Annotated in this window: 14 protein-coding genes; 5 read left to right on the top strand and 9 right to left on the bottom strand. The window is 49.8% G+C overall.

From position 1 onward, the window contains the following. Positions 1-141 precede the first annotated feature (141 nt). Together A0W33_RS13175 and A0W33_RS20765 are read left to right on the top strand one after the other, a co-directional pair. Positions 142-7,287, top strand: coding sequence for an Ig-like domain-containing protein (locus A0W33_RS13175; RefSeq protein ID WP_071890054.1), 7,146 nt, complete (start codon positions 142-144; stop codon positions 7,285-7,287). 553 nt (positions 7,288-7,840) lie between these two features. Continuing rightward, positions 7,841-9,832, top strand: coding sequence for an Ig-like domain-containing protein (locus A0W33_RS20765; RefSeq protein ID WP_082815232.1), 1,992 nt, complete (start codon positions 7,841-7,843; stop codon positions 9,830-9,832). Positions 9,833-10,424: 592 nt separating this feature from the next. Here A0W33_RS20765 and A0W33_RS13185 read toward each other — a convergent pair. Then, complete coding sequence (locus A0W33_RS13185; protein WP_068838636.1) at positions 10,425-12,314, bottom strand: CocE/NonD family hydrolase; 1,890 nt, start codon at positions 12,312-12,314, stop codon at positions 10,425-10,427. 626 nt (positions 12,315-12,940) lie between these two features. Here A0W33_RS13185 and A0W33_RS20940 point away from each other — a divergent pair. Together A0W33_RS20940 and A0W33_RS13190 are read left to right on the top strand one after the other, a co-directional pair. Further along, positions 12,941-13,093, top strand: coding sequence for a hypothetical protein (locus tag A0W33_RS20940; RefSeq protein WP_157578041.1), 153 nt, complete (start codon positions 12,941-12,943; stop codon positions 13,091-13,093). A 199-nt stretch (positions 13,094-13,292) separates the two neighbouring features. After that, on the top strand, positions 13,293-14,093 hold the full coding sequence (locus A0W33_RS13190) for a tellurite resistance TerB family protein (RefSeq protein ID WP_068838637.1): 801 nt from the start codon (positions 13,293-13,295) through the stop codon (positions 14,091-14,093). Positions 14,094-14,112: 19 nt separating this feature from the next. On the opposite strand, the gene A0W33_RS13195 is transcribed toward A0W33_RS13190, so the two are convergent. Further along, entirely contained in the window at positions 14,113-14,709 is a 597-nt protein-coding gene (locus A0W33_RS13195) for a DsbA family oxidoreductase (RefSeq protein WP_068838638.1), read from the bottom strand. Between the two features lie 123 nt (positions 14,710-14,832). Here A0W33_RS13195 and A0W33_RS13200 point away from each other — a divergent pair, with 123 nt between their 5' ends. Further along, positions 14,833-16,038 carry a serine hydrolase domain-containing protein gene (locus tag A0W33_RS13200; RefSeq protein WP_068838639.1) on the top strand — a complete coding sequence of 402 codons (1,206 nt, stop codon included), beginning with the start codon at positions 14,833-14,835 and terminating at the stop codon, positions 16,036-16,038. A 184-nt stretch (positions 16,039-16,222) separates the two neighbouring features. On the opposite strand, the gene A0W33_RS13205 is transcribed toward A0W33_RS13200, so the two are convergent. The 7 genes from A0W33_RS13205 to rpsF all read right to left on the bottom strand — a co-directional run bounded on the left by A0W33_RS13205 (position 16,223) and on the right by rpsF (position 25,677). Further along, positions 16,223-17,521 (bottom strand): hypothetical protein, encoded by a 1,299-nt coding sequence (locus tag A0W33_RS13205; protein WP_068838640.1) that lies wholly within the window; start codon positions 17,519-17,521, stop codon positions 16,223-16,225. Between the two features lie 181 nt (positions 17,522-17,702). Continuing rightward, positions 17,703-21,002: an amidohydrolase family protein gene (locus tag A0W33_RS13210; protein WP_229802181.1), complete on the bottom strand. Its 3,300-nt coding sequence runs from the start codon at positions 21,000-21,002 to the stop codon at positions 17,703-17,705. A gap of 283 nt (positions 21,003-21,285) precedes the next feature. Continuing rightward, the gene (locus A0W33_RS13215) at positions 21,286-23,352 is read right to left on the bottom strand and encodes a thioredoxin domain-containing protein (RefSeq protein WP_068838641.1); all 2,067 of its coding nucleotides are present in this window, start codon (positions 23,350-23,352) and stop codon (positions 21,286-21,288) included. Positions 23,353-23,520: 168 nt separating this feature from the next. Next, the gene (locus tag A0W33_RS13220) at positions 23,521-24,561 is read right to left on the bottom strand and encodes a GSCFA domain-containing protein (protein ID WP_229802183.1); all 1,041 of its coding nucleotides are present in this window, start codon (positions 24,559-24,561) and stop codon (positions 23,521-23,523) included. Between the two features lie 40 nt (positions 24,562-24,601). Continuing rightward, on the bottom strand, positions 24,602-25,045 hold the full coding sequence (rplI, locus tag A0W33_RS13225) for a 50S ribosomal protein L9 (RefSeq protein ID WP_068838642.1): 444 nt from the start codon (positions 25,043-25,045) through the stop codon (positions 24,602-24,604). 12 nt (positions 25,046-25,057) lie between these two features. Next, entirely contained in the window at positions 25,058-25,309 is a 252-nt protein-coding gene (gene rpsR, locus A0W33_RS13230) for a 30S ribosomal protein S18 (RefSeq protein WP_068838643.1), read from the bottom strand. Continuing rightward, positions 25,309-25,677 carry a 30S ribosomal protein S6 gene (gene rpsF / locus A0W33_RS13235; RefSeq protein WP_068838644.1) on the bottom strand — a complete coding sequence of 123 codons (369 nt, stop codon included), beginning with the start codon at positions 25,675-25,677 and terminating at the stop codon, positions 25,309-25,311. Before rpsF ends, rpsR begins: the two co-directional genes overlap by 1 nt. Positions 25,678-25,817: the final 140 nt, after the last annotated feature.

Raw genomic sequence — 25,817 nt, forward strand, 5'->3', positions numbered from 1 at the left:
GTCGCTAAAAAGGCTTTCTGAACCGGCTAGTACTTTTTTGCCCTACGGTAAAGCATATAATGCTTTTGTTATATATGAACAAGCTTTTATCAATCAAAGGCACCCTTATGAACGCCTAGACCCAACGTTAACAAACCCTTTATGAAAAAACTCTCTACCCATTTAAGTGCGAAAGCCCTTATCACCCGCTTTTACAAAGCACACGCAGCAGGATGGCTCCTGCTTTTGCTGTTGCTGGTGGCTAATGTAACCTCAGCGCAGACGATTTCCTCTATCAATCCCGAGTGTGCTACTGTTGGGACTGGATTCAGGATCACTGTCAATGGTAGTGGTTTCAATACAAGTGGATCTAACGCTGCAGTAATTTTAATAAATGGAACAGCAACTGATAGAGTAAGTGTATCATCTAACCAAGTCGTAGCTGATATTCCAGGTTCAGTTATTTCTTCTATAGGTAATTATGATGTTGTAGTAAGACAAACACAAGGACAACAAGTCCAGACTTCTAACACTTTTATTTTAAGAGTTATAGGAGCTCCTACAGCAGTGTCTACTCCAGCCGCAACTCGTTGTGGTCCTGGTCAGGTAACGTTAACTGTTTCAGGTGCTCCAGCAGGGGCGGCCTATCGCTGGTATAGTGTAGAGACTGGAGGTAATGCTATTAGTGGAGCAACAGGTGCTACTTATTCTCCATCAATAACAGCTAATACTTCTTATTGGGTATCAATGACTGCCCCGGGTGGCTGTGAAAGCGCAAGAACGCGCGTAGAGGCCGTTGTTAACCCAATTCCAACTGCACCAACAGTTTCAACTGCAACTCCAACGAGTCGCTGTGGTACTGGTACAGTAACAATCACAATGTCAGGAGCGCCTGCAAATGGAAGTTACCGTTGGTATACCTCGCCTAATGCTACTACACCTATAGATGGGGCTACAACAGCTACACTTACCACTCCAAGTATTGCTGCCGGAAGTAGTTTGACATACTATGTAAGCACCAGGAGTGCTGCAGGATGTGAGAGCACAAGAACTGCTGTTACAGCTACAGCAAATGCTATACCTGCCGCGCCTGCCGCACAAGACAGAGAACGCTGCGGACCTGGAACGGTAACGTTAGAAGTTTCCAGTCCTAATCCAAGTTTAACCTACCGTTGGTATACTTCTACGGGAATACTGCAAGCAACGGGTGTGTCTTTCACCACGCCAACTCTGACCTCTTCTACCACTTATTATTTAGCCGCAGTAGGAGCCGGTAATTGTGAGAGCGCTACCAGAACAGCTGTTACTGCCGGAGTACGACCAGCTCCTGTCGCTAATATCCTATCCGAGACACCACAATGTGATAACCCAGGCGGAAACAATGTTTTCGGTCTTGATGGCACCGTCGAAAACGGTAATCACGTGTGGGAAATTGTGAGTGGTGGCAACATCGCCACCATCAGCAACACAGACACATTTTCACCTCAGGTAACTGTTTCCCAACCGGGTACTGTTACTGTTCGCCTAACGGTTACGAGTCTTGCACCAGGATGCGAGCCTGCAGTTGATGAGATTGAGCTGGTAGTGAACGAGCTGCCTGAAGCCGTTGCTACTACAAATGTACGCGGGGGAGAAGTATGTGGCTCGGGAAGAGTTACCTTGTCTATTATAGAGCCTGCTGCAAATATTACGTACCGTTGGTATGAAGCTGCAACAGGAGGTACTTCCCTCGGAGAAGGTGCTACTTTCACAACAGGAGTTTTAACAGCATCAGACGTATTTTATGTGGCAGCGGTAAACAGCGCTGGTTGCGAAAGCGACCCGCGCGTAGCAGTTTCTGCCACTGTAAATCCACTGCCACAGGCTAGTATAGCTGCAGAGACGCCACAGTGCGAAAACACGGATGGACCAACTTTATTTGCCTTAACCGGTACCATCGCAAACGGTACATTTGTGTGGGAAATCATTGAAGGAGCAGACAGAGCTACACTTGTGAACGCGACTTCCACTACTCCTACAGTGTCTGTGTCAGAACCAGGTACTGTAAGGGTTCGATTGACTGTATCAAGCACTAATTGTGGCGATGCTACTGCTGAGGTTGCCCTGGTGGTAAACCAGGTGCCGGATGCATTAACAGATGCTAACGTAGAAGATGTGAGACGCTGTGGCCCCGGATCTGTGACTTTAGTAGCCTCTGGTGCGCCTGAAGGCGTTTCTTACCGATGGTATACAGCGCCAACAGGGGGTAGTCTTGTATTCACGGGTGCATCGTTTGCTACTCCTAATCTAACTGCTTCCAGAACATATTATGTAGCGGCATATATACCAGCTACGGCTACAACAGGCTGCGAGAGTGACAGCAGAGTTCCTATAACAGCTGTTATTGAGGCCGTTCCGGTGGCCACCATCAGTACAGAAACACCACAGTGCGACAACCCGGGCGGAAATAACGTGTTTGGCATTACAGGCACAGCAGAAAACGGAACATTTACATGGGCAATTGTTAGTGGTAGCGAAATTGCTACAATAAGTGGAGAAAATACGCTAGCGCCACAGGTAACTGTTACTCAGCCGGGTACTGTTAGAATACAACTTACTGTAGCTAACGAGGGAAGTTCTTGTAGCCCGGATGTTGAGGTGCTTGACCTGGTGGTTACACCTTTGCCTGAGCCGTTAACAGCAGCAAATGTAAATGGTGCGGAACGCTGCGGACCGGGCAATGTGACTTTGACTGCTTCAGGCGCCCCGGCAGGAGTATCTTACCGTTGGTATGCTGCTTCTTCTGGCGGACAAGTGCTGGATTCAGATGGTTCGTTCACAGTGTCTGTAAACCAAACCACCACTTATTATGTAGCAGCTGTTAGCAACAATTGCGAGAGTACTAGCAGAGTGGCAGTTGTGGCTACAGTAAACCCTCTCCCTATAATCAGCGCTGGCGCCGACCAGAGAGTTTGTCCTGACGGAACAACCACAAACTTTACTTTAGCAGGTAGTATTAGTCCTGAAGGTGCTCCTGCTGCTGCTACCGATGGCATAGTATGGTCGGTGGTTAGTGGCACTGCTACCATCACCGCTAACACAGATCCACTAAGACCTTCTGTGGCTGTGACAGGAAGCGCTGCAACAATAAGACTGACCGTAAGAAGCGAAGAAGGTTGCGTTGTAACAGACGACGTGGTACTGATGGAGAACCCGCTGCCAACGGCAACTGCAGGCACTTATGCTGCACAGTGCGTGGGCGCCAATAATACGACCACTTTCACGCTATCCAACGGCAGCATTACCAACGGAACACCGACCTGGAGCATAGGCACGACAACGGGCGGCGCGACTGCCACGATAGTGTCAGGAGCTAACACCATGGCACCAGAGGTTCGTGTGACAGGAACGGGTACGGTTAGCGTAACGCTGACAGCGAACAGCAACACAAACCCAGCCTGCGGCACGGCAACCAGCACAACAGTTCTTACTGTGAACCCGCTGCCGTTAGCTAACGCCGGCACGGACGAGGCCAAGTGCGTTACGGGCACAGCAACGGCCTTCACGCTCAACGGCACGGCCACGAACGGTACCGGAAGATGGTCTGTTCTGAGCTCCACTGGAGGCGCGACGGCTTCGATCAGCAATGTCAACCAGCTCAACACCGGCGTATCGGTGAGCGGCACGGGCACAGTAACCCTGCGCCTGACCACCACCAGCACCGAGAGCCCTGCCTGCGGCACGGCCACAGACGACGTAATACTCACAGTAAACCCGCTGCCAACGGCAACTGCAGGCACTTATGCTGCACAGTGCGTGGGCGCCAATAATACGACCACTTTCACGCTATCCAACGGCAGCATTACCAACGGAACACCGACCTGGAGCATAGGCACGACAACGGGCGGCGCGACTGCCACGATAGTGTCAGGAGCTAACACCATGGCACCAGAGGTTCGTGTGACAGGAACGGGTACGGTTAGCGTAACGCTGACAGCGAACAGCAACACAAACCCAGCCTGCGGCACAGCAACAAGCACAACAGTTCTTACTGTGAACCCGCTGCCTGTTTTGAGTAACTTTACAAACAAGACAGCTTGCCAGAGCTTTGTAAACGGGGCATTGGCACCGACAACGGTAGCTTTGGGAGGCTCTGTAACAGGAGGAACCGGAAGTTGGACTGTGTTAAACCAAGCTAGTACAATTACTGGAGTAACATTCAGCGACCAGGTATCGCCAAGCTCTAATGTTACAGTAACTGGTTATGGTGTAGTTTCACTACGTTATTCTGCCACTGGCCCACAGCCAACCAGTTGCCCTGCAAGCCGTGATATAACAGTAACAGTGAACCCGACACCAGTGCTAAGCAGCACACTGTCGCCAGCTGCCGTATGTAGCGGATCGTTATTCACATACACTCCTACAAGCACTCCAAGTGGGGCATCCTTCACCTGGAGCCGTGCTGCCGTGACAGGCATAAGCAATACAGCCAGAACTAACGTTTCAGGTGGTATTAGTGAAACACTGACTAACACGACTGCAAATCCAATTGTAGTAACCTATGTGTACACAAGCACTTTAGCTACCTGCTCCAGCACGCAGAGCGTAAGGGTTACGGTAAATCCAAGACCAGTTGTGAACGCAGGAACAAGTATAACCAGCTGTCAAAATATAGTTAATGGTCTGCCAGCACCAACAACACTTGCCCTGAACGGCTCTATAAGTGTAGGTTCTGGTGCATGGACTGTTGTTGACCAGCCAGCTACTGTTACGGGCGTAACCTTCAGCAACGTCAACTCTCCTACATCAAACGTAACCATAACGGGTTATGGAAGTGTAAGATTGAGATTAGCATCCACTGCTACAGATAACTGTTCAACTCCTAGTGATGTAACTATTAACATCACGCAGCGCAGAAAGCTGACCCTGGTGCTTGAAGCAGATCCATTCCCAGTATGCCCTGGTCAGAATACACGTTACAAAGCTACTGTTTATGAAGATGCCGTGGTTGTTTGGAATACCGACAGACGTGACTCAGTAGATGTAATCAGCTTTAGACGAGATGTATCTGATCAGTTCACATTTGATTGGTGGAAAAATGACCGGGTTGATAACCAGGGCGGACGAACAGGAAGAGTTGTAAACCAGGCAGGTTTGTCTTCAACAGACTACTATACTGTAAGAGCAACTTATACAGGGTCTTCTCTAACCTGTAATTATTTTGAGAAGACTTTCTCTGAAGGTTTAACAGGAGCTGACCTCTACTCTAACAGGATTTACTTAGGTTACCCAGAAGGTTACGGCGTTCAGGTTTCAGCCGATCCAGGAAACGTAATCTGTGCAGGCACGAGCGTTACATTTACAGCCACAGCCAATGCAACGTATGCTAACCCAGTGTATCAGTGGCAGGTTAATGGACAAAATGTAGCAGGGCAAACGACTAATGTCTTTACAACCAGCACACTGAAAAATGGGGATAAGGTCAGTGTCCTTTTTGGATCAGCAGAAACTATCTGCGGCCTGCAGCCTGTAAGCAATGTAATTACGATGACAGTGAATGCCTTGCCAGCTATTACCAGCCAGCCTGCTAGCACAGCAGTATGTGCGGGCAGCACAGCAACATTCAGCGTAACAGCAACGGGCACAGGAATTACATACCAGTGGTATAAGCGAGCCAGTGACGCTCCTACCAGTGCGGGTTCTCCTGTAACAGGCAGCAACGTGACAGGTGCAACCACTGCTACCCTGAGGATAGCAAATGCTACAGCAGCTGATGTAGGACTCTACTATGTGGTTGTGAGCGGTACCTGCCCTCCGGCAGTGACATCCAACAATGCACAGCTTAATGTAACCTCTGTGCCAGCGGCTTACAATGTGACAGGTGGAGGCACTTATTGCGCTGGCGGAGAAGGAATGCCAGTTGGCTTAGCAAGCTCACAGCTGAACACGACCTATCAACTGGTGCGTCGGGTTGGTACCACTTCAACAAATGTCGGAAGCCCAATAGCTGGTACAGGAAGTGCCATAAGCTTTGGTAACCAGACTGTAGCTGGTACTTATTCGATACTTGCCACTACTGTAGCAGATCAGCCTAACGTGGCTGCTTGTCCTCGTGGCATGAATGGAGATGTGACTATAGTTGTGAATCCAGTACCATTAGCGGTTACAGCTACAGGCGGCAGCTATTGTGCAACGCTTCCTGATGGCACCGCTTCAACGGGTGCAACAGTTAGACTAAGCAACTCTCAAAGCGACGTTTCTTATCAGTTAGTAAATGCCTCTACAAGTGCAAATGCAGGAAGTGCGGCAGTCGGTACTGGATCGGCTATAACACTTGGTCCGGTATTAGAGGGCACTTATAATGTGGTGGCAACTAATACTACTACATCTTGCTCCAGTACTGTGGCAACTAATGTAGTAGTCACTAGAACTCCGGGAATCCAACCAGTGGGAGACATAGTAATCACCAACGAGGCTGGAGCAGTAATCACTGCTAACCAGTTAGAAACAGGTCAGTTTGCAAGATTTACTGCGAATACCACATTCGGCGATGCGAATGCTAGTGCAGTCCATAAATGGGAAATTGGAACCGGTCCGGAATCAAACCCTAGTGATATCACCTGGACAGTAGTAGACAACGTAACAGGTCCGATACTTACCATTCAGGATATACCTGGAGGAGCTTTTGCGGTGCGGGTTACAGTATCAGGCGACCCGAATATTTGCTACAACTTCTACACAGCAACATACTCTACAGAAGTAGCGATTCCGCTGCCAGTAGAACTGCTCTATCTGAGAACGTTCAAGCAAGGCAACAACGTTTTGGTTGAGTGGGCGACGGCTTCTGAAGAGAATAACGCTGGGTTTGAAGTGCAAGTGTCTGAGAATGGTCTTGACTTCAGAAAGCTAGCCTTTGTGAAAACGAAGAATGGCAACGCCATGACGAAGCAAGTATACCAGTATGTGGATAAGGAGAATGGCAAGCACGGCACGCGCTACTACCGTCTGAAGCAAATAGACGAGAGCGGCACCTTCGAGTACTTCGGAGTGAGCGTGGTGACCTTTGGTGACGTTGCCAGCCTGGTGAAAGCTTTCCCGAACCCATTCAACACAGAGATAACACTGGATATTGCTGCTGAACAGCAAGGCAACGTGCAAGTGATGATGTACAATGCAGCTGGCAGAAAGATGATGGAGCGCACGATCACCGTAGAGAAAGGCTTTAACACAGCAGTGCTGGAAGTTAACTCAGACCTGCCGCACGGTATCTACTTCGTTCGGGTTATCCTGAACGGACAGCTTTACAACCTCAAGCTTTTGAAGCAATAGAGCTGTTAAATTCCTAAACAAAAAGGCCGGGTATTATCCCGGCCTTTTTGTTTTATGTTAGTATTTTTAGTCCAAAAGGATCGGAAAATTCTATCAATTAGATATTTGAAGAGCCTGATATACTTGTCTAAATCTCAAGACAGTACATCAGGCTTTTTCTTTTTTACTTTAAGTATAATGTTTTGCTGCGCTACGAAAAATGGTGCAATTAGTTTAAGGAATCACAAAATTTATTTATCTGGATAATTGTATATATACTTTTCCTTTGTATAATTGTATCACATTTTAATATAAACCAAGACCAATTTAATCCCTTAAAAGATTCGGGTAGAGCCTAATAGTTATGAAATAAAGGCACTTATCCCAATTCTGAAACTATGCCATAAGCAAAGCAGCATCATTGTGTCCTATTGTTAGATAAAGAGTACTAATCTAATGTAAAGTAGCATCGCAAAATAGCGATGGGTGGTATTGCTTTGCCCTTATAAAAATAGTTGACTTATACTTATTTCTGTTTGAACCCAAACCCTTATAATTTTTTAATACTCTTTTTATGAGAACATTTTTTACTTACAAAGTAGGCTGCTTGATCCTGTTTCTTTTTATGAGTTTTGGAATCAAAAGTGTTCAAGCACAGATTACTATAACATCCACAAATGTCTGTGCCACCCAAGGCGTGGGATTTACTATAAATATTAGTGGCACAGGATTTAAAAACGGAAATCAAAACTTTTTTGAAGCTTCTGCTACTGAAGATTTTGCAACAACCTTTCTTTCTGGAGAAACTCTCAATGCTAAAAATGGTTCTAACTCTGAGTTTACGCTGATAGTTGATGGAACTTCAGTTTTAGTAAGCCAGGTTCGTAGAATTTACTTCAGAATTCGAGTTGGAAAAACTGAAACTGTATCCAATTATTTACCTTTAGTAGTTGTAGGTGCTCCCTCAACACCAGCACCATCTGTAGCTCGTTGTGGACCCGGTCAGGTAACCTTAACGGCTTCAGGTGCCCCAAGTGGAGTTGAATACCGTTGGTATACATCACCTACAAATACGGCTGCAATTACTGGTGCAACAGGTGCAACTTATACAACAGAATCTATAGCAACCTCGACACCTTATTATGTTTCCATGATATCAGGAGGTTGCGAAAGTGCTAGAACAGAAGTGAGAGCAGTAATCAACTCAATTCCTACAGCTTCAATCACGCCAACAACAACAGCGCCGTTCTGTGCTGGAGGATCAGTAACGCTTACGGCGGTGGCTAATCCTACAGCACCAACTGCTGGTAGCTATACTTATCAGTGGCTAAAGGACAATAGTATCATAAATGGAGCTACTAACTCAACCTATAGCGCCACAACATCAGGAAACTACACTGTTGTCATTACAAATCCTGTTGGATCGTGTGCTAGTGTTCCTTCAAACTCAGTGGCAGTGACGGTGAATGCTCCTACAGTACTAATTACCAATCCTGCGGCAGTCTGTGCACCTACAACAATTGATCTAACGGCTGCAGCAGTCACTAATGGTAGCTCAGCAGGGCTTACTTATAGTTACTGGACAAATGCCGCGGCTACTACGGCTCTAGCTAATCCCAAAGCTGTTTCTGCTTCGGGAACTTACTACATAAAGGGTACCAATACCTCAGGATGCTTTGATATCAAGCCAGTAACAGTGACGGTGAATCCAACTAAATCATCTCAAGGTAGTATCACACTGGTTGAGCCAGCTGTTGTTGAACCTGGAAAATCAGCAAAGTATGTGGTGGGCTCAGATATGCAGAATAATGGAGATGCTGTTGGTTTTAGATGGACTATGACAGGTGGTGGTCAAACCACGCCTTTAGGTACTACTTCTACAGCTGAACTTACCATACAAAATGTACCCAACTATGAGTTTACATTAACTTGTGAGCTCACTGCCAAACCAGGAGCGTGTTATACTTCTTCTTCCTATCAGGTTGTCTCTTCAACTATTACCCCCCTCCCTGTAGAAATCATCTACTTCAACGCGGCTAAAAAAGGCAAGGATGTGCAGTTGAATTGGGCGACGGCGATGGAAGAGCGCAACGTTGGTTTCGATGTGGAGGTATCTGAGGATGGAAAGGTGTTCCGCAAGTTGGGCTTTGTGCCTACGCTGAATGGGAACTCGCAGGTGAAGCAGGTGTACACCTATACTGACCGCGAAAATGGCAAGTATGGCGCGCGTTATTACCGCCTGAAGCAACTGGATACGGATGGCAAATTCGAATACTTCAGTGTGAAAGCGGTGAACTTTGGTGCCGTAAGCTACAGCATCAATGCCTTCCCGAACCCAATAGAGGGTGCAGCTATACGACTGGCAGTGCAGGCAGAGGAGAAAGGCAGCCTTCAGGTAAGAGTGATGAATGGCTTGGGTACGGAAGTTATAGCCAAAACAATAGCTGTTGGCAAAGGACAGTCTGAAGAGCAAATACTGCTCGGAGAATCACTTCCAAAAGGAGTGTACTACCTGCGCACTGAGATGGGCGGCATTGTGAAGAGCTTTAAATTAGTGAAGAAGTAAGTTTAGCAATCATAGAATAAAAGCAGCAGCGCCCGGCATTTTGCCGGGCGCTGCTGCTTTTATAGCTAAGGTATACGATGGGAAAAGCCTGCGGACCCAACTCAAAGTTGCAGAAGGTTATAGGATAGAACAGATCAACTCCAGGCAACAAGCGTCGTCATAGTAGAGGCAATCGTTCTCAGGTCCCATTCCTGTACGATAATTGGCGGCCTCCGAATGTTGCAGTGGCTTCCATTTACAAATGTGATCTGTACACTAACCTAAGTGAAGACAAGGCATGTAACACCAAACTGAAGCTTTGTTCAAATAAAGTGCCCTTCCCCAGGGAGAGTAAGCATTCGCTACTGGCGGGGGAGAAGGGATCTATCAACAAGATCCTTTTTGAAAGACAGTAACAGAACAGAACAACCTGATGGAGAAGTGGGCTGGTGGCCATCATGATAACTAACTATGTACAGGAAGGAGAGGATGGCTACCACAATCACCAAAACTAAAACAGGCGCTGAAGCAATAACTTCAGCGCCTGTTCTTCAACATTGCTGAACCAGCACAAAGCTGCTTCGCAATGATCTATTAGTTACTACTCAAATACTTATAGCACCTTCACCTTCAGGCTGGTTGGTTGCTGGGGCGTGTGGTATACTTTATGAGTGGCCTTGATGAAGTCTTCTTCGTTGGCCTCAAATATATTGTCCACATACTTCTGCGGGTTGCGGTCTGCGAGCGGAAACCAGGTGCTTTGGATCTGTACCATCAGGCGGTGGCCTTTTTTGAAAGTATACAGCACGTCCTGCAGTTCCACGTTTACCGGCGTTACCTCGTTCGGGGTGAAAGGCTCCGGCTTTTCGAAGCTGTTACGGAAGCGGCCCCGGAATACCTCGCTACGAACCATAGCCTGGTAGCCGCCCATTGGCTTGTTGGGCTGGTGCGGGTTAGCTCGGGCTGTATCAGGGTATACGTCAATAAGCTTTACCACCCAATCGGCATCGGAGCCGGTGGTGGCTACTTTTAGCTGAGCCAGTATCTCACCAGCCAGCGTCAGATCTTCAGTCAGCACATCGGTTTGGAAGGTGAGCACATCAGGGCGGCGGCTGGCGAAGCGCTGGTCGTCTGTCATGTACTCGCGCGTCATGCCGGTGGCTACGGCCTCTGTGAAAGGTACGGGCTTGGCCGGGTCCGAAATGTATTCACTGGCTTGTGTCTTGCCGGCTTTCGGGGCCTCGAAGCTTAGTTTGCCGTTTTCGTGGAAGTATAGCGTGCGCTCCTGTGCTTCTTTGGGTGGCCATACTGCAAACTCACGCCACTCGTTGGTACCACCTTCAAACATGATGGCCTCGGGCAGATTTACCGGCTTCTTCGCATCGTTCTTCAGGTAGTGGTTAAAGAAGCGGGCCTCCACTTCCTGCTGATACCAGGGCGAGTTCTTCTGGCCAAAGTGCACATCGCCGAGGCTGGAGCCATCGTTACGCGCCCAGCCGCCATGCACCCAGGGGCCCATCACGATCATGTTCGTTAGTTTCGGGTTGTTTTTCTCGATGGTCTGGTAAATCTTGAGCGGACCGTATAAGTCTTCGGCATCGTACCACCCACCTACGGTCATCACAGCGGTGCCTTTAATGTTTTTGAGGTGCGGGAGAATGTTGCGCGCTTGCCAGAAGGCATCGTAGTTCGGGTGGGCCACCAGGTCGTTCCAGAAGGCAACGTTGTTTTTAAGGTATTTTTCGTTCGCGTTTTTAAGTGGTCCCATGCGCATGAAGAACTCATAGCCATCGGGTGTGCCGTGGTCGAAGCGCGGGTTGCGCTGCGTGGTAGGCTCTGGCCGCGGCAGGCCAAAGCTGGCCAGGAAATTAAAGGCGTGCGGCAAAAAGAAAGCGCCGTTGTGGTGGAAATCGTCCCAGAACCAGTCGGCGATGGGAGCTTGTGGCGAAACCGCCTTCAAGGCAGGATGGTTGCTCATCAGACCGGCGGCGGCGTAGAAGCCAGGATAGGAGATGCCCCACTGGCCCACCCGGCCGTTGTCGTTGTCCAGTTTTTTCACCAGCCATTCCACGGCATCGTAGGTGTCGGTGCTTTCGTCCACATCCTTTTTACCTTTCTTTTTGGCAATATGTGGTGTCATGTTCACAAACTCACCTTCCGACATGTAGGTGCCGCGCACATCCTGGTATACAAATATGTACCCGTCGCGCATGAGGGTTGGGCTGGGGCCGAGGCTGGTTTTGTATCCCTCGCCGTAAGGTCCCACCGAGTAAGGGGTGCGGTTCATCAGGATCGGGTATTTCTTGCTCTTGTCCTTTGGAGAGTATACTACCGTGAACAGGCTTTTGCCGTCGCGCATTGGCACTTTATACTCCGCTTTCTCATAATTCTGCCGGATATACACAGAGTCTTCGTTCACGGACTGTGCCATACTTAGCGTGGCGCTTAGGCAGCATGTCAGCAGCAAAGCCATTGCCTGGAGCAGGCTATTCTTTTTTAACATAGGATTAGGTTAGGGTTGCTCTAGTTTTGTTTGCTGAATTTAAGCATTCCGCCGGTTAAATGCACGGCAGCCGTAGAATTTGGCAGATGGTGAGTCTAAGTATAAAAAATAATATATATAGTATAAATATGATGTTATGTTGTCAGCTTTTATTATATTGTGCAGCTCATAGTGCTATAATTATCTTTTTAACGCCAGTTTAAACTGCTAAAGCGTTTCTTCTTACAAAGCTATACTTACACAAAGCCACTGGAGAGGCTAGTGGGAATAACATTCAATTTTATAAACTGGAAACAACCTTACACTAACATAACGCTGGATAAAACACAAATCAAACTATGCTCACCTTTAAACCATACCTGAGAAAAGTATTTAATTTCATTATTGGCTTAGTACTACTATCGGATTGCGAAGAAAAGTCCAGCGGGAGCTAGGAATTAGTTAAAGCTTGGCTGTAAGTATAGCTGTGACATTTAGTACCACCACATCATTTTCAGGCTTCAGTACAAACGCAGCCGGATTATTGCCTGCATGGCCATGCTTTAACAAAGGGGGAAAAGCAGCGAGTGCCGCAGATAGTTTCTGCTTAATAACACCAAAAACACAACATCATCAAACCAACCATCATGAGAACTGGAAAAACAAAGACACGCTTCCTGCTGATCGGAATTGTAGTAGCCGTAACGGCCTATCTTTATGGCAGTTGGGGAGGCTTGCAGCATGACTACAGCGACGCCAAGACCAGTAAGGCCTACAGTTATGAAATATCAAAAAAGTAAGGCAAAAACATCAGCTGCAGCGGTTGTTATAGTACTGCATCAGAAAAACGTATGATTTCAGGGCAAAAGGCTGTTCATGTACATGAGCAGCCTTTTGCTTTTATACTTAAAAAAGGCGTACGGGCGCCTTTGCTTCTTCCCGCTAACTTACCGGCGCCTAAATCCGTTAAAACAGCACACATCTAAACTATGAGAACAAATGGAGCAACAGCAGGATAAACTACTTAAAGAATACTCGCAGGAGGAAAAAGGAGCCTATTTTGGCGCGCTGGCTACTATGGCCGCGGCAGACGGCAAAGCAAGTGATGAAGAACTAGAGTTTCTTAGTTTGATGAGCGAAGCGGCTGAACTGCCGGAGAACGTACACAGCGAGGTAATCGCCATTGCCAAAGAGCCATCCATCATCAATGTGCAGAAGTGCCTGGATGTGCTGAAGGGGAGCCAGCTGCGCTTTTCCTTTATCACCGATATCATCAGCTTCGCCAAAGCCGATGGCGAGTACTCGCAGGAGGAGCAGCGGCGCATACAGCAAATGGCTGATTACCTGAGCGTGAGCCAGAAGCAGTACAGCATTATTGAGGACTACGTGAACAAGGCCGATGAGGCACAGAAGCACGGGGAGGACCCCACGTCGCAGTCTTTTCTGAACAAGAACGGCTTCGGGGATATGTTCAAGAACGCAGGTATTTCGCCGAACATGGTGAAAGGTATACTTGGCGTGGCCGCTCCGCTCGTAATTGCCAGCCTTTTAAGCGGAGGGCGCCGTAGACGCTACGGTTATGGTGGCGGCATGATGGGCGGCGGTTTGCTCGGCGGCCTTTTAGGCGGCGGAATGATGGGCGGTGGCGGCATGTACCGCAGTGGCGGCGGCCTCGGTTCCATCGTTTCTATACTTGGTGGGCTTAACGGCAGCAGGGGCTACGGCAACATGCGCAGGTCTGGCGGCTTAGGTTCGCTGTTGGGCGGCTTATTTGGTGGCAGGAGCAGAGGAGGCTGGTAAAAAAAGCAGGGGCAGGAACTTAGCCTAGTTCCTGCTCTATCAGCTTTCTTAAATCTTCCTCACGCAGCAACCCACGCAGTTTTTTGTTCCCGATAATAAACGTTGGCACTGCCGAAACGCCAACTTCTTCGTACGCATGCTTCAAGGCATCCAGGTGCGCCTGTTTATATTTGCCCGAGTCGAGCGCCTTTGCAAATTCCACTGCGTCCAATCCTACTTCTTGTGCCAAATTCGCCAGCACGGCCTTATCTCCCAAATCCTGCTCCTCCTGGAAAAAAGCGGTGAACATGCGGTGCGTGTAGGCTTCGCCCAAACCCTTTTCTTTTGCAAACTGATACCCTTCAAAAGCCAGGTGCGTGTGCGGCTGCGGCGAAACCTTGGGCAGCACCATGTGCACATCCAGTTGCTTGCCCATGGGGTAAACAGAATTTTTCCAGGTAGTCTGCAGGTAGTCTTCCTCGGGTTTAAGTGTCGGGGTCGGGTAGGGGCGCAGTTCGAAAGGCATCCATTCTACTTCCACTTTATCTTCCAGGCCTTTGAGTGCCCGCTCCAGCACCACCTCACCGTAAAAGCAGTAGGGGCATACATAGTCGGAGTATACTTTTATCTTTAACATAGTTTAATGCGTTAGCTGGTTTATACGTACCAGTTAACCTGTGTTATTGTTTTAGATACGACCCCTGATTAGTGTAGATACAGTCAAATTTTAGTAGCTTCAGGCATCAAACTTAAATAAAATATGCTTCGGAATTCCATACTTGCACTTACGCTGGCACTTAGCCTTTTCTCCTGCCAGCAGCAGCCACAGCAAACTACAGCGACCACACAGACCTCTGCCTCTGATGCGACTACAGCTCAGGCAACTGCCTCTGAATTCTATTACCCCGAAGAGGGCGATAACTGGGAGCGTCGCAATCCTGAAGAGTTAGGCCTGGATCCGGCAAAGTTGCAGGCGGCAGTGGAATGGGCCAAGACCCAGGAAACACAGCAAATCGAAAAAGACTTCTCTACGCAGGCAGAGATCTTCGGCAGGCCACTTGGTCCGCTTCCCGCCACCAGGGCCAATACCAACGGCATCATCCTGAAAGACGGCTACATTGTGGCGGAGTGGGGAGATACCAAAGCGGTGGACCCGACCTACAGTGTGGCGAAGAGCTTCTTATCAACCATACTTGGCCTCACGCTCGACAAAGGGATGATTCAAAGTATAAATGACCCGGTTGCCAGGTATGTGAACGATGGTGGCTATGCTTCCGCACAGAACAGCAAGGTCACTTGGGAGCACCACGCCCGGCAGACGTCAGAGTGGCAGGGGGAGCTGTGGGGCAAGAAGGATGATTTTGTGGGAAAAGAGGAATATGGCCGCGGCGAACGCAAGCCACGCGAACTGCAGGAGCCAGGTACTTTCTATGAGTACAACGACACCCGCATCAATCGTTTTGCGCTGTCGCTGCTGAGGGTGTGGGAGAAACCGCTGCCGGAGGTGCTGGAAGATGAAATCATGGACCCGATTGATGCTTCTGAAACCTGGCGCTGGGTGCCCTATCAAAATTCTATCGCGACAGTGAATGGCAAACAGATGCCTTCGGTGAGCGGTGGCACGCGCTGGGGCGGTGGCCTCTGGATCAGCGCCCGCGACGAAGCCCGTTTTGGCTACCTGTTTCTGCGCAACGGCCGCTGGGAAGACAAACAGCTTATTTCAGAGGAGTGGGTGAAGCAGGCAACAACAGCACGCGGCCCGGTAGGACCAGACTACGGCTACCTCTGGTGGCTGAACACAAGCGGGGAGGCCTGGCCTGACGCTCCAAAAACCAGCTACGCCGCCCTGGGTGCCGGTCAAAACACCGTATGGGTAGACCCGGAGCACGATATCGTGATCGTGTGGCGCTGGCACAACGGCAACCAGAATGAGCTGTTCAAAAGAGTGCTGGAGGCAGTGAAGTAAAAGATGCTTTAGCAAGTATAAAATAGGAGAGGCTGTGCACACCGCACAGCCTCTCCTATTTTATACTTGCATGTGGAATTTATAATTTTCAAATCACACTATTGTCATCTCGACGATAGGAGAGATCTTTTGCACATTCCAGCTAGATTTCTCACTGCGTTCGAAATGACAGAAGAGGTATAACTTACTCTTCGCTCTTATTCCGCAGTTCAAAGTTGATGTGGTGCCTGCTGTAGAGCTCGTGCAACTGGCGCGCTAATTCAAACAGGCTGTCGTCCTGCAGGCCAGCGTAGTGGCGCGCGATCAGTTGCTTTTCTTCGGCGGAAAGGGACTCGCTGGTTACCTTGTTCAGCGATTTTAGCTTGTTCAGGTAAAAGCCGTACCACGCCTGGATGTGCTTAAGCTGTCCGGTTACCTGGTTCAAAGCTGCCTCCTCGTCCTGCAGCTCAATTTCCTCCACCTCACCAATTGGGATAATCTCGTGCAGCATCACAAAGCCAAAGCGGTTCTCTTCCAGCCGGCCCCGCTCATCCCTTATCTGCGGGGCGTACACCTCCAGGTAGTGCTGGTCAATCTCAAGGGTTTGCCCCAGGTCTTCCTCCAGGTCTATTTCGTAGATGACAGGCTCCTCTGTGCCGTTTTCTGCAGTTAATTGTTCGCCGCGTGCCAGAATGATGGCGCCAAGTGGCTCGTACAAGCTCATGAGTTCTTTGAACTCATCCACATGCATGCCCAGCGTATACATTTCAGGTTTGTCCTCGTTATTGGCCCGCACTACCATACTGATGTTGGTATGCTCGATGCAAATGATGCGCTCCACCACCGCTGGATGCCCCAGCAGGAAAGGGACAGGCTCGAACTCATCGCCCTCCACTGTTATCTCCTCTTCTTCGTCCTCCTCCATTTCCTCTTCGGCATACAGCACATGGTCGATGAAGCCTTCTATGTATGGGATCTCCTCCTTTAGCTCGCGGTAAGATTTCGTGCGGCGGGGCTGTTCTTTGTTGGCCATCACGCCCAGTTTATCCAGGATCGCGGGCTCTGCCGTTTTTTGCAGGGCTGCCAGCGCTTCCTCTGTTGTTATTTCGCCTTTCAGAAGCAGCTGCTCATACACATAGAGCGTGTAGATGTGCGTGGCAAAACCAAGCTCCGGCAGAATATCAAAGGCACTGGATTTCTCCCGTTGCGCCTGGTTCAGCATTTCAAGGGCTGTGTGCACTGGGGCCAGCAGGTGTGTTTCAGCGGCTTCCTGCAGCTGCTTCACAATATTCTGGACCGCCTTCTTCCCGAACTTTTCGTCGTAAGTCAGTTCCCAGAGAATTTTCCGGTACTTATCGGAATTAGGCAGGCCAAAGAAGGAAAGGATTTGCTGCTCCTGCCACAGAATTTCTTCAAATAGATTGGTGCTGCCCTCAGGACCTCCCTGGGCGTCCATTCGTTTGGTAAGGTCGTAGTATTTTTTCAGTTCGGCTTCTGGCTGCATTCTGTATCTGTTTAGCTGCTTAAGGGTGCTGCAAAAGAATAAAGTTACGCATTCTGATGGTAGGAATAAAGCCTGTTGTACGCAGGAATGCAGCAGGTTGATGTAGCACCCGGACATCAAAAAAGCAGGGGCCATTTCGATAGAGATGACCCCTGTAGCTAAATGGTTCTATTGTAGTTAATTAGTGGCGGCACACGCAGTGCTCGCCGGCTATACCTTCAAAACGGGTATCAGTTCCCTCATGCCAATCAAAGGCAGAGGCATACTTATCGTTTTCCCACCAGAATTTGCCCGGCTTCTTGTCGTAGTTGCCTACTTCGGCCATGGTGGCGGCATCGTAAAGGTGGCCGTTGATCATGGTATACTTCACCTGCTCCGAGTTTTGGATGTTCTCCAGCGGGTTCGCATCCAGCACGATCAGGTCGGCTAACTTACCTGCTTCCAGAGAGCCGATTTCCTTGTCCATGCCAAGGTACTCAGCACCGTTCAACGTAGCGGCACGCAGGGCTTCATGATTCGTCATGCCGCCCTGCTGCAGCATCCAAAGCTCCCAGTGCGCTCCCAGGCCTTGCAACTGTCCGTGAGCGCCGAGGTTTACTTTCACGCCATTATCGGTCAATGCTTTGGCATCGCGTGAAGTAGCCATGTAGCCGTTCTCATACTCCTCGTTCGGCACTTTGGTCACGAAGCGGGCGCGGCCATCAATAATAGAGCGCGGCGTGAACTTGAGCAGGCGGTCTTTCTCCCACACGTTTGTGTTCTGGTACCAGTAGTATTCTCCGTTCGTAGCGCCATAATTCACGATCAGGGTAGGCGTGTAGCCAGACTTAGAGGCTTTCCATACTTCCAGCACGTCTTTGTAAAGCGGCGATACCGGGATGTTGTGCTCAATACCTGTGTGGCCATCCAGCACCATCGACATGTTGTGGAAGAAGGTAGAACCACCTTCCGGGTACACACTCATATCCAGTTCACGGGCTGCCTGAATCACCTGCTGGCGCTGCTCACGACGAGGCTGGTTGTAGCTCTTCACCGAGAAGCCACCTACTGCTTTTAGACGGCGCAGGTGCGAGCGGGCATCATCAAGGCTATTGATAACAGCCTTGAAATTGCCATCGGCACCGTAAAGGATCGTACCCGTGGAGTAAATGCGCGGCCCAATCATAGCGCCCGATTTCACTGCCTCAGACTGGCTGAACACCATCTCAGTTGTGGAAGAAGGGTCGTGCGTAGTGGTAACGCCGTAAGCCAGGTTCGCAAAGTATGACCATTGCTTTTGCGGGCTCATGCCCAGGCGGAAAGTGCCTAAGTGCGCGTGTGCGTCCACAATGCCCGGCATGATGGTTTTGCCCTTAGCGTCAATTACTTTCGCGTCTTTTGGAACAGCCACATCTTTGCCAACGGCTACAATGCGGTTGCCGTCTACGATGATCGTGCCGCCTTCAATCACTTCATCCCCTTTCATGGTGATGATGCGCGCATTGGTGAAGGCTACTTTGCCCTCTGGAATATCGGTTTTCAGCTCCAGGCCAATTTTCAAACCTGTTGTGTCGATGGCTGGAAGTTTATCCGGTGCACCGGCTACAAACGTGAAGCGGTCTTTCAGGTCGTTGGAGAAATACTCATCACCTAACACCCAATTGATCTTCTTACTGTCGGCTGACCAGTGGATGCTGGTGCCGGCGTCGCGGGTGAAACGTGCAACCGGAACAGCTTTGGTATCAGCGCTTAAATCCAAGCCGGCACCGTTCGTGGTGAAAGGGGCGATATAGCCGTTGAACAGCTCTACAAAACCAATCCACTTGTTGTCCGGGCTAGGGTAGAACTGATCAGTATACTTAGAGGTATAGTGCGTCTGCTCATTTTTTCCGTTCAGGTCTACACTCTTGAAAGCATACTTCTCGCCTTCGCTGCCGGTAAAGAAGATACGGTCCGACGTAGCGTTGAACAGGGGAGAAGCGCCTCGCTCCTGCACCAGGGTTGCTTTGCCTCCATCGGCTGGAATGTAGTAAATGCCGCGGTCTTTGCCGTGTGCATAGCCCATGTGGTTGTTGCCACCGTCTTTGCTGAACACAATGTATTTGCCGTTCGGCGAGAAGGTAGGCTCTGTAAAGAAGCCTTTCTCAGTTGTCAGTTTAACTGCTTTTGGGTTCTTCTTGCGGATGTCGAGTTTGTACACACCCCCGAAATTGTCATCGTTCCAGGTGGTGAATACCAGCTGCTTTCCATCCGGCGAGAAAGAAGGATAGAACTCAAAGTCTTTGCCAGAGGTGATGCGCTCGGGCTTGCCGTTTGGCAGGTCTTTCTTGTAAATGTATCCGGCAGCGTTAAACACCAGCGTCTTGCCATCCGGAGAGGTAACGGCATGGCGGATTGCCTTTGCTGTGAATTGCTTCGGCGAAACACCGCCGTTCTTGCTGTGGTCGTGGCGCACGGCATCGGTAATATAATGCGTAGCCGTTGCCTCGAAAGGAATGTTGCTTACCTGCTTCGTAGCTACATCCAACTTGTTGATTTTGCCATCAGCCCAGAACACGAGGCTTTTGTTGTCTGGTGTCCAGGAGAAGTAAGGGTAAACGCCGAAGATAGCCCAGGCTTCCTGCTGGTCGTGGTTCAGTTTGTCGTACACCGGCCACTCTTCGCCTGTTTTCAGGTCGTGCACAAACAGCACCGATTTGGTGCGCACGCGGCGCACAAACGCAACCTGCTTGCCATCCCGGGAAATAACCGGGCGAACAGAGCCCCCGTTTCCGGTAATGACGTTTTCGATTTTTCCTGTGTTGCGGTCCACGCGACGGATCACGTAGATCTGGCCATTCGGGTCTTTGTTGTACTCAAAGTTAGAGCCGCCGCTCATGTCTTCGGAAAAGTATACGTACTTGCCATCAGGCGATGCAAAGGGCTCACCCGCATCCTGCTGGTCGTTTTTGCGCTTGGTTAGCTGTATGCCTGCGCCACCGGAGCGGTGGTACATCCACATCTCACCGGCTCCCAGCGAGCGGGTGTTGGTGTAGTGCTTGCGGGCAACCAGGTATTCCCCGTCCGGCGTCCAGACAGCATTGTTGAGCAGACGGAAGCTTTCGTCCGTTATTTGCTTGGCATCCGATCCGTCACGCTTCATCACCCAGATGTTATCGCCTCCTCCGGCATCAGATGTAAAGGAAATATACTGGCCGTTCGGGCTGAAACGCGGCTGCACCTCGTAAGGGCGGCCGCTGCGAAGAAGCTTTGCCTTGCCGCCGGAAGCAGGCATGATGTAAATATCGCCCAGCATATCGAAAATGATTTCTTTGCCGTCAGGGCTCACATCCACGCTCATCCAGGTGCCTTCGTTCGTGGTGAAAGATATTTCTTTCTGCGGGCCGTGCTCGGCGTCCACTTTCCACTTGGCGGCCTCTTTTTTGTCCTGGCCCGTTGCAGCGCTATAAGGGAGAGCCATTGCTGCGGCCAGTAACATACTCAGGTAAGTACGTTTATTCATGATTGGTTACGGTTGGTATTAGTTCTGAAGCTCTAATTTACACATTTGGAGCTACAAAGCGAAGTGTTGAAGATGCTGCTGTAACACGATACATGAATAAGCTGTTCCAATTAGCCGCTCAACTCAATGGTGCGATCTATTCAGATTGCAATTACCTTGACTATGCAACAAAGGCTAAGTCCCCCTTTGAAGGGGGTAGGGGGATGTTCTACTTCTGCGGATAATTTCCCCCCTCGGAGGGGCAGGGGTGGGTTCCTTTTTAAATACGATTATACTTGATGCGCTACAACGCCGGGAACTTCGGTTCGTCTTCCCTGTCGCGCAGCTGCTCGAGTGCTTCTGCGGCGGTGTGTACAGGCAGTTGGCAGGTTTTGTTGAAGCAGACGTAGATGGTGGTTTTTCCGTTGATGGCTACTTTGTCTTCCAATAACGGAATGCTGCTGCCTTCTCCTGTTTCACTACCGATCAGGATCATATTGGGCAGGTAAAAAGCACTTAACTCTGCGCGAAGCTCTGGCGCCTCCGGGCCTACAATGGTTACCTCGGCGGTAGGCGTAAGTTTGTGGAAGTATAACGAAGCCCAGTTACTCAGGTGCGACGGCTCTTTGAGCAGTAAGTCTTTTACCTTGGCCAGCATCTCGTCCGACAGCGCCATGTAACGTTCGTCATCAAAGTATAAACCAAGGAAGTGGAGGTTGGTTGCCATGACCGAATTGGAGGCCGGCACCACATTGTCAAAAATCTCCTTCTTGCGCGCGATCAGCTTTTCTGAGCGCTGGTCTGTGAAGAAGAACATACCTTCCGTCCTGTCAAAGAAGTTCTCCAGGGCATAATCTGTTAGGCGCTTTGCCTCCTGCAGCCACTTCTCCTGAAACGTTACCTCGTACAATCGTATGAACGCACGAGCCAGTAAGGCATAGTCTTCCAGAAACGCATCAATGGTGGCGCGGCCTTGTTTGTAGTTCCGGTAGAGTTTTTCGCCTTGCTTCAGGTTTGCAAGTATAAAGTTGGCGTTGCGCAGCGCCAGATCCAGGAAATGCTTGTTTCCGAACACGTAGTAAGCGTCGGAGAGGGCTTTCAGCATGAGCGCATTCCAGGAGGTGAGGATCTTATCGTCCAGGCCCGGTCGCACGCGCTTCGCCCGCACCTCCATAATAGTCTCTTTCCAGCCCTGCACCATCTCCTGCAGCACCTCCAGCTCCAATTGGTTCTCCTGTGCAAACTCTTCGTCGGAAATGCGGCGGTGCAGGATGTTCTGCCCGTGCTCAAAATTGCCTGCGGCGGTAGCGTGGTAGTACTTGGAGAAGAGCGGTTCCTCGTCGCCCATCATTTCCTGCAGTTCATCTTTAGTGAATGTATAAAACTTGCCCTCCACACCTTCGCTGTCTGCATCCAGGGAAGAATAAAAGCCACCTTCAGTGCTCATCAGTTCCCGCTCCACAAAGCCGATAGTCTCGTACACCACGTCGTGGTACAGTGTCTCCCGTGTGGCCTGGTAGGCTTCCGCGTAAAGCGAGATAAGTTGCCCATTGTCGTACAGCATCTTCTCAAAATGCGGCACGAGCCACTCCGCATCGACTGAGTAACGGGCAAAGCCGCCGCCAATTTGGTCGTAAATACCGCCATAGGCCATCTCGCGGAGCGTGAGGTCTACCTGGTTAAGTGCGGTATAGTCGCTGGTGTGGTGCTGGTAACGCAGCAGGAGGAGGTAGTTGCTGGGCATTGGAAACTTTGGCGCTTCGCCCATGCCGCCGCGTTTCTTGTCGAACCGGGTGCTGAGGTTGTAGCCCATCAGCTTAAAGTCGTCTTCGCGGATGTGGAAGTTCTTTTGCTGCAGGCCATACTTGTCCAGTTCGCTCACATTCAGGTGCTTTGCAAACTGCTCCGCCGACTTGTCTAATTCCGAGCGGCTTTTCTCATAGGCCGCTGCAATGTTAGCCAAGAGGCTTACCCACTGCTGCGGCGGAAAGTAAGTGCCGCCGTAAAATGGCTTGGCCTCTGGGTTGAGGAACACGTTGAGCGGCCAGCCGCCCCGCACACCCATGGCCTGCATCGCATCCATGTATACTGCATCCACATCCGGGCGTTCCTCCCGATCCACCTTAATGCACACAAAGTGCTTGTTCATCACTTCAGCAATCTTCTCCTGCTCAAACGACTGATGCTCCATGACATGGCACCAGTGGCAGGCGGCATAGCCAATGCTGACAAGTATGGGCTTATCCTCCTGCTTTGCCTTCTGCAGTGCTTCCTCGCCCCACGGATACCAGTCCACGGGGTTGTAAGCGTGCTGCAGCAGGTAGGGGCTGCTTTCGTTCAGGAGTCGGTTCGGTTTTCTGTCTTCGGCCATAAGTTCGTTTTTAGACACAAGTATCAGGACACAAAACACAAGACTTCGGCCTTGGTTTGTGTGAATGACGATATTTATAAATCGTGCTACTTGATACGTGCGCGACTAAAGTATAGCAGCTTATTTCTACGGCGAAGGCTGGCAAAAGTGTTTGGGTGGCAAGTATGGCTAGGGGAGGAGCTGATGCTGCAGGGCCTGCTCTTCAGCGCTGATGTCGATGTTATACTTCTGCGCCAAAGTATGCAGTTGCCCCAGCGTAGTTCGCACAAAGGCCTGGTGGGCGGCTGATGCTTGGTGAAACGGGCGGTGTGCCACGGCCCGCTGTATTTTCTCCCACGCGCTCATAAATTGTCTGAACTCCGAAGTATAGAACGCAGCCACAAACTTTTCCCAAATATAGTCTTCGGCAAGCTCGGTGGGGTGCAGCATGTCCTGCTTGTAAAAGCGGTAGTCCCGCAAATCATCCATCATAATCTCGTAGGCCGGGAAGTATAGCACGTCCTCGTGGGCATCCTCCAGTTGATGCGCCAGCACGCGCAGAACAGATTTGCTTACACTGTTGGTTTGGATGGTTTCCTTGATATGGCGCACCGGGCTTACCGTTAGCAGCACCTTCAGCTTTGGGTTAATCTGTTTGAGAAAGCCATGCATATCCTCTAACGCGGGCAAGGCTTCACCCGGGCTTAACAGCACCCTGGAGAAATTGCTACCGGGCAGCTTATGGCAGTTGGCCACCACCTTGCCGGTGTCGCGAAGCCTGTACGCCACAGCCGTGCCCAGCGTGATGATGAGCAGCGAGGCTTGTTGCAGATAGTCGCTGGTGCGCTGCAGGCTATGCTGAATTTGCTGCAGCAGCTCCTGTTTGTCTGGGGAGGAGAGGGAAGAGTGCAGGTCGTAGGCGTACCAGATGCCCTTGTGCTCCACCAGGTGATTCTCGAAGTTATAGGGCTGGCCCGAGGCGGCTTTCAGCAGCAGGCACACTGATATGGGGTTGAAAATGGTACCGAAGGGATTCACCAGCACATCTACCTTTTGCTGCTGTAGCTTGTTGCCAATCACCTCTGCAAAGCAAGAGCCGATGGTAACTACTTTGTCCTGTAACGTCAGGTTAAGATTTGCAGAGGGTACGTTTACTTCGGTGCGAAACATAAGTATGGGCGTGGCTTTAGACAAATGTACGGCAAAGGGCAAAAAAAAGCGTCCTGCCATACCTGGCAGGACGCTTTATCTTTTATCGTTCAGAAGAAGCTTATTCAGCCACTACATTGAAACGTACCTGGTGCTTCACTTCCTTGTGCAGGTTAAGTGTTGCGGTGTATTCGCCAGCAGTTTTCACGTCCTGGTCGAAAGAGATACGCTTGCGGTCTACATCAAATCCTTTTGCCTTCAGGGCATCAGAAAGCTGAAGCGTAGTTACAGAACCGAAGATCTTTCCGGTCTCGCCCACTTTTGCAGGAAGCTCAAGCGTGATGTCGCCGATGCTGTTAGCCAGCTCCTGGGCGTCATTCTTGAATTTCTCAGCTTTGTGTGCAGCCTGGCGGATGTTTTCAGCTACTACTTTTCTGCTTGATTTGTCAGCGATAACTGCCAGCCCCTGTGGGATCAGGTAGTTACGGCCATAACCAGGCTTTACTTCAACGATATCGTTTTTGTAGCCAAGGTTCTTTACGTCGTCTTTAAGTATTACTTCCATCGTTGTTCCTCCTTATTTTAAAGAATCCGTAACATAAGGTAAAATCGCAAGGTGTCTTGCTCTGGCAACCGCCTGGGCCACTTTGCGCTGGAACTTCAGGCTAGTGCCTGTTAATCTCCTTGGAAGGATCTTGCCCTGCTCGTTCACGAACTTCAGCAGGAAGTTACCATCTTTGTAGTCGATATACTTAATTCCGCTTTTCTTGAAACGGCAGTATTTCTGACGGTTTTCTTGTTTGTGTACTCTTTCGTTAACTAAGCTCATTATCCTTTAACCTCCTCTTTTTTAGCTTGTGATTTGAACTCGCCGTTTCTTCTACGCTCATTGTAAGCCACAGCGTGCTTATCAAGGGCAGTAGTAAGGAAACGTACTACTTTTTCATCACGGCGATAAGCCAGCTCAAGCTGATCAACAACGGTTGTAGGAGCTTTATACTCTACAAGGTGATAAAAACCAGTTGACTTTTTCTGGATTGGGTAAGCCAGTTTACGAAGACCCCAGTTTTCTTCGTGAATGATTTCGGCGCCATTTTCCTTAAGCACCTCTCTGAACTTCTCGACCGTTTCTTGCATCTGCGCCTCGTTCAACAGAGGAGTCAGGATGAAGACAGTTTCGTAATTTCTCAATTCCATCGGTTCGAATTATTTATAATTTTAGCCTGCAAAGGTAAATGTCTGATTTGGTAATAGCAAGGGTATGCCTGATAAATATGTAAAGTTCAGGCAAATAACGGCAGATAAAAAGGCAGTCGCAGGTTAATCGCCGATACTAT

This window comes from Pontibacter akesuensis (genome assembly GCF_001611675.1).
In the GTDB taxonomy this organism is placed as follows: Bacteria; Bacteroidota; Bacteroidia; order Cytophagales; family Hymenobacteraceae; genus Pontibacter; species Pontibacter akesuensis.

Coding starts and splice junctions, on each gene's coding strand:
- A0W33_RS13215 (WP_068838641.1), bottom strand. CDS start 23,352: ATGGCCGAAGACAGAAAACCGAACCGACTCCTGAACGAAAGCAGCCCC.
- A0W33_RS13210 (WP_229802181.1), bottom strand. CDS start 21,002: ATGAATAAACGTACTTACCTGAGTATGTTACTGGCCGCAGCAATGGCT.
- rplI (WP_068838642.1), bottom strand. CDS start 25,045: ATGGAAGTAATACTTAAAGACGACGTAAAGAACCTTGGCTACAAAAAC.
- A0W33_RS13200 (WP_068838639.1), top strand. CDS start 14,833: ATGCTTCGGAATTCCATACTTGCACTTACGCTGGCACTTAGCCTTTTC.
- A0W33_RS13190 (WP_068838637.1), top strand. CDS start 13,293: ATGGAGCAACAGCAGGATAAACTACTTAAAGAATACTCGCAGGAGGAA.
- rpsF (WP_068838644.1), bottom strand. CDS start 25,677: ATGGAATTGAGAAATTACGAAACTGTCTTCATCCTGACTCCTCTGTTG.
- A0W33_RS13175 (WP_071890054.1), top strand. CDS start 142: ATGAAAAAACTCTCTACCCATTTAAGTGCGAAAGCCCTTATCACCCGC.
- rpsR (WP_068838643.1), bottom strand. CDS start 25,309: ATGAGCTTAGTTAACGAAAGAGTACACAAACAAGAAAACCGTCAGAAA.
- A0W33_RS20765 (WP_082815232.1), top strand. CDS start 7,841: ATGAGAACATTTTTTACTTACAAAGTAGGCTGCTTGATCCTGTTTCTT.
- A0W33_RS13185 (WP_068838636.1), bottom strand. CDS start 12,314: ATGTTAAAAAAGAATAGCCTGCTCCAGGCAATGGCTTTGCTGCTGACA.
- A0W33_RS13220 (WP_229802183.1), bottom strand. CDS start 24,561: ATGGCAGGACGCTTTTTTTTGCCCTTTGCCGTACATTTGTCTAAAGCC.
- A0W33_RS20940 (WP_157578041.1), top strand. CDS start 12,941: ATGAGAACTGGAAAAACAAAGACACGCTTCCTGCTGATCGGAATTGTA.
- A0W33_RS13195 (WP_068838638.1), bottom strand. CDS start 14,709: ATGTTAAAGATAAAAGTATACTCCGACTATGTATGCCCCTACTGCTTT.
- A0W33_RS13205 (WP_068838640.1), bottom strand. CDS start 17,521: ATGCAGCCAGAAGCCGAACTGAAAAAATACTACGACCTTACCAAACGA.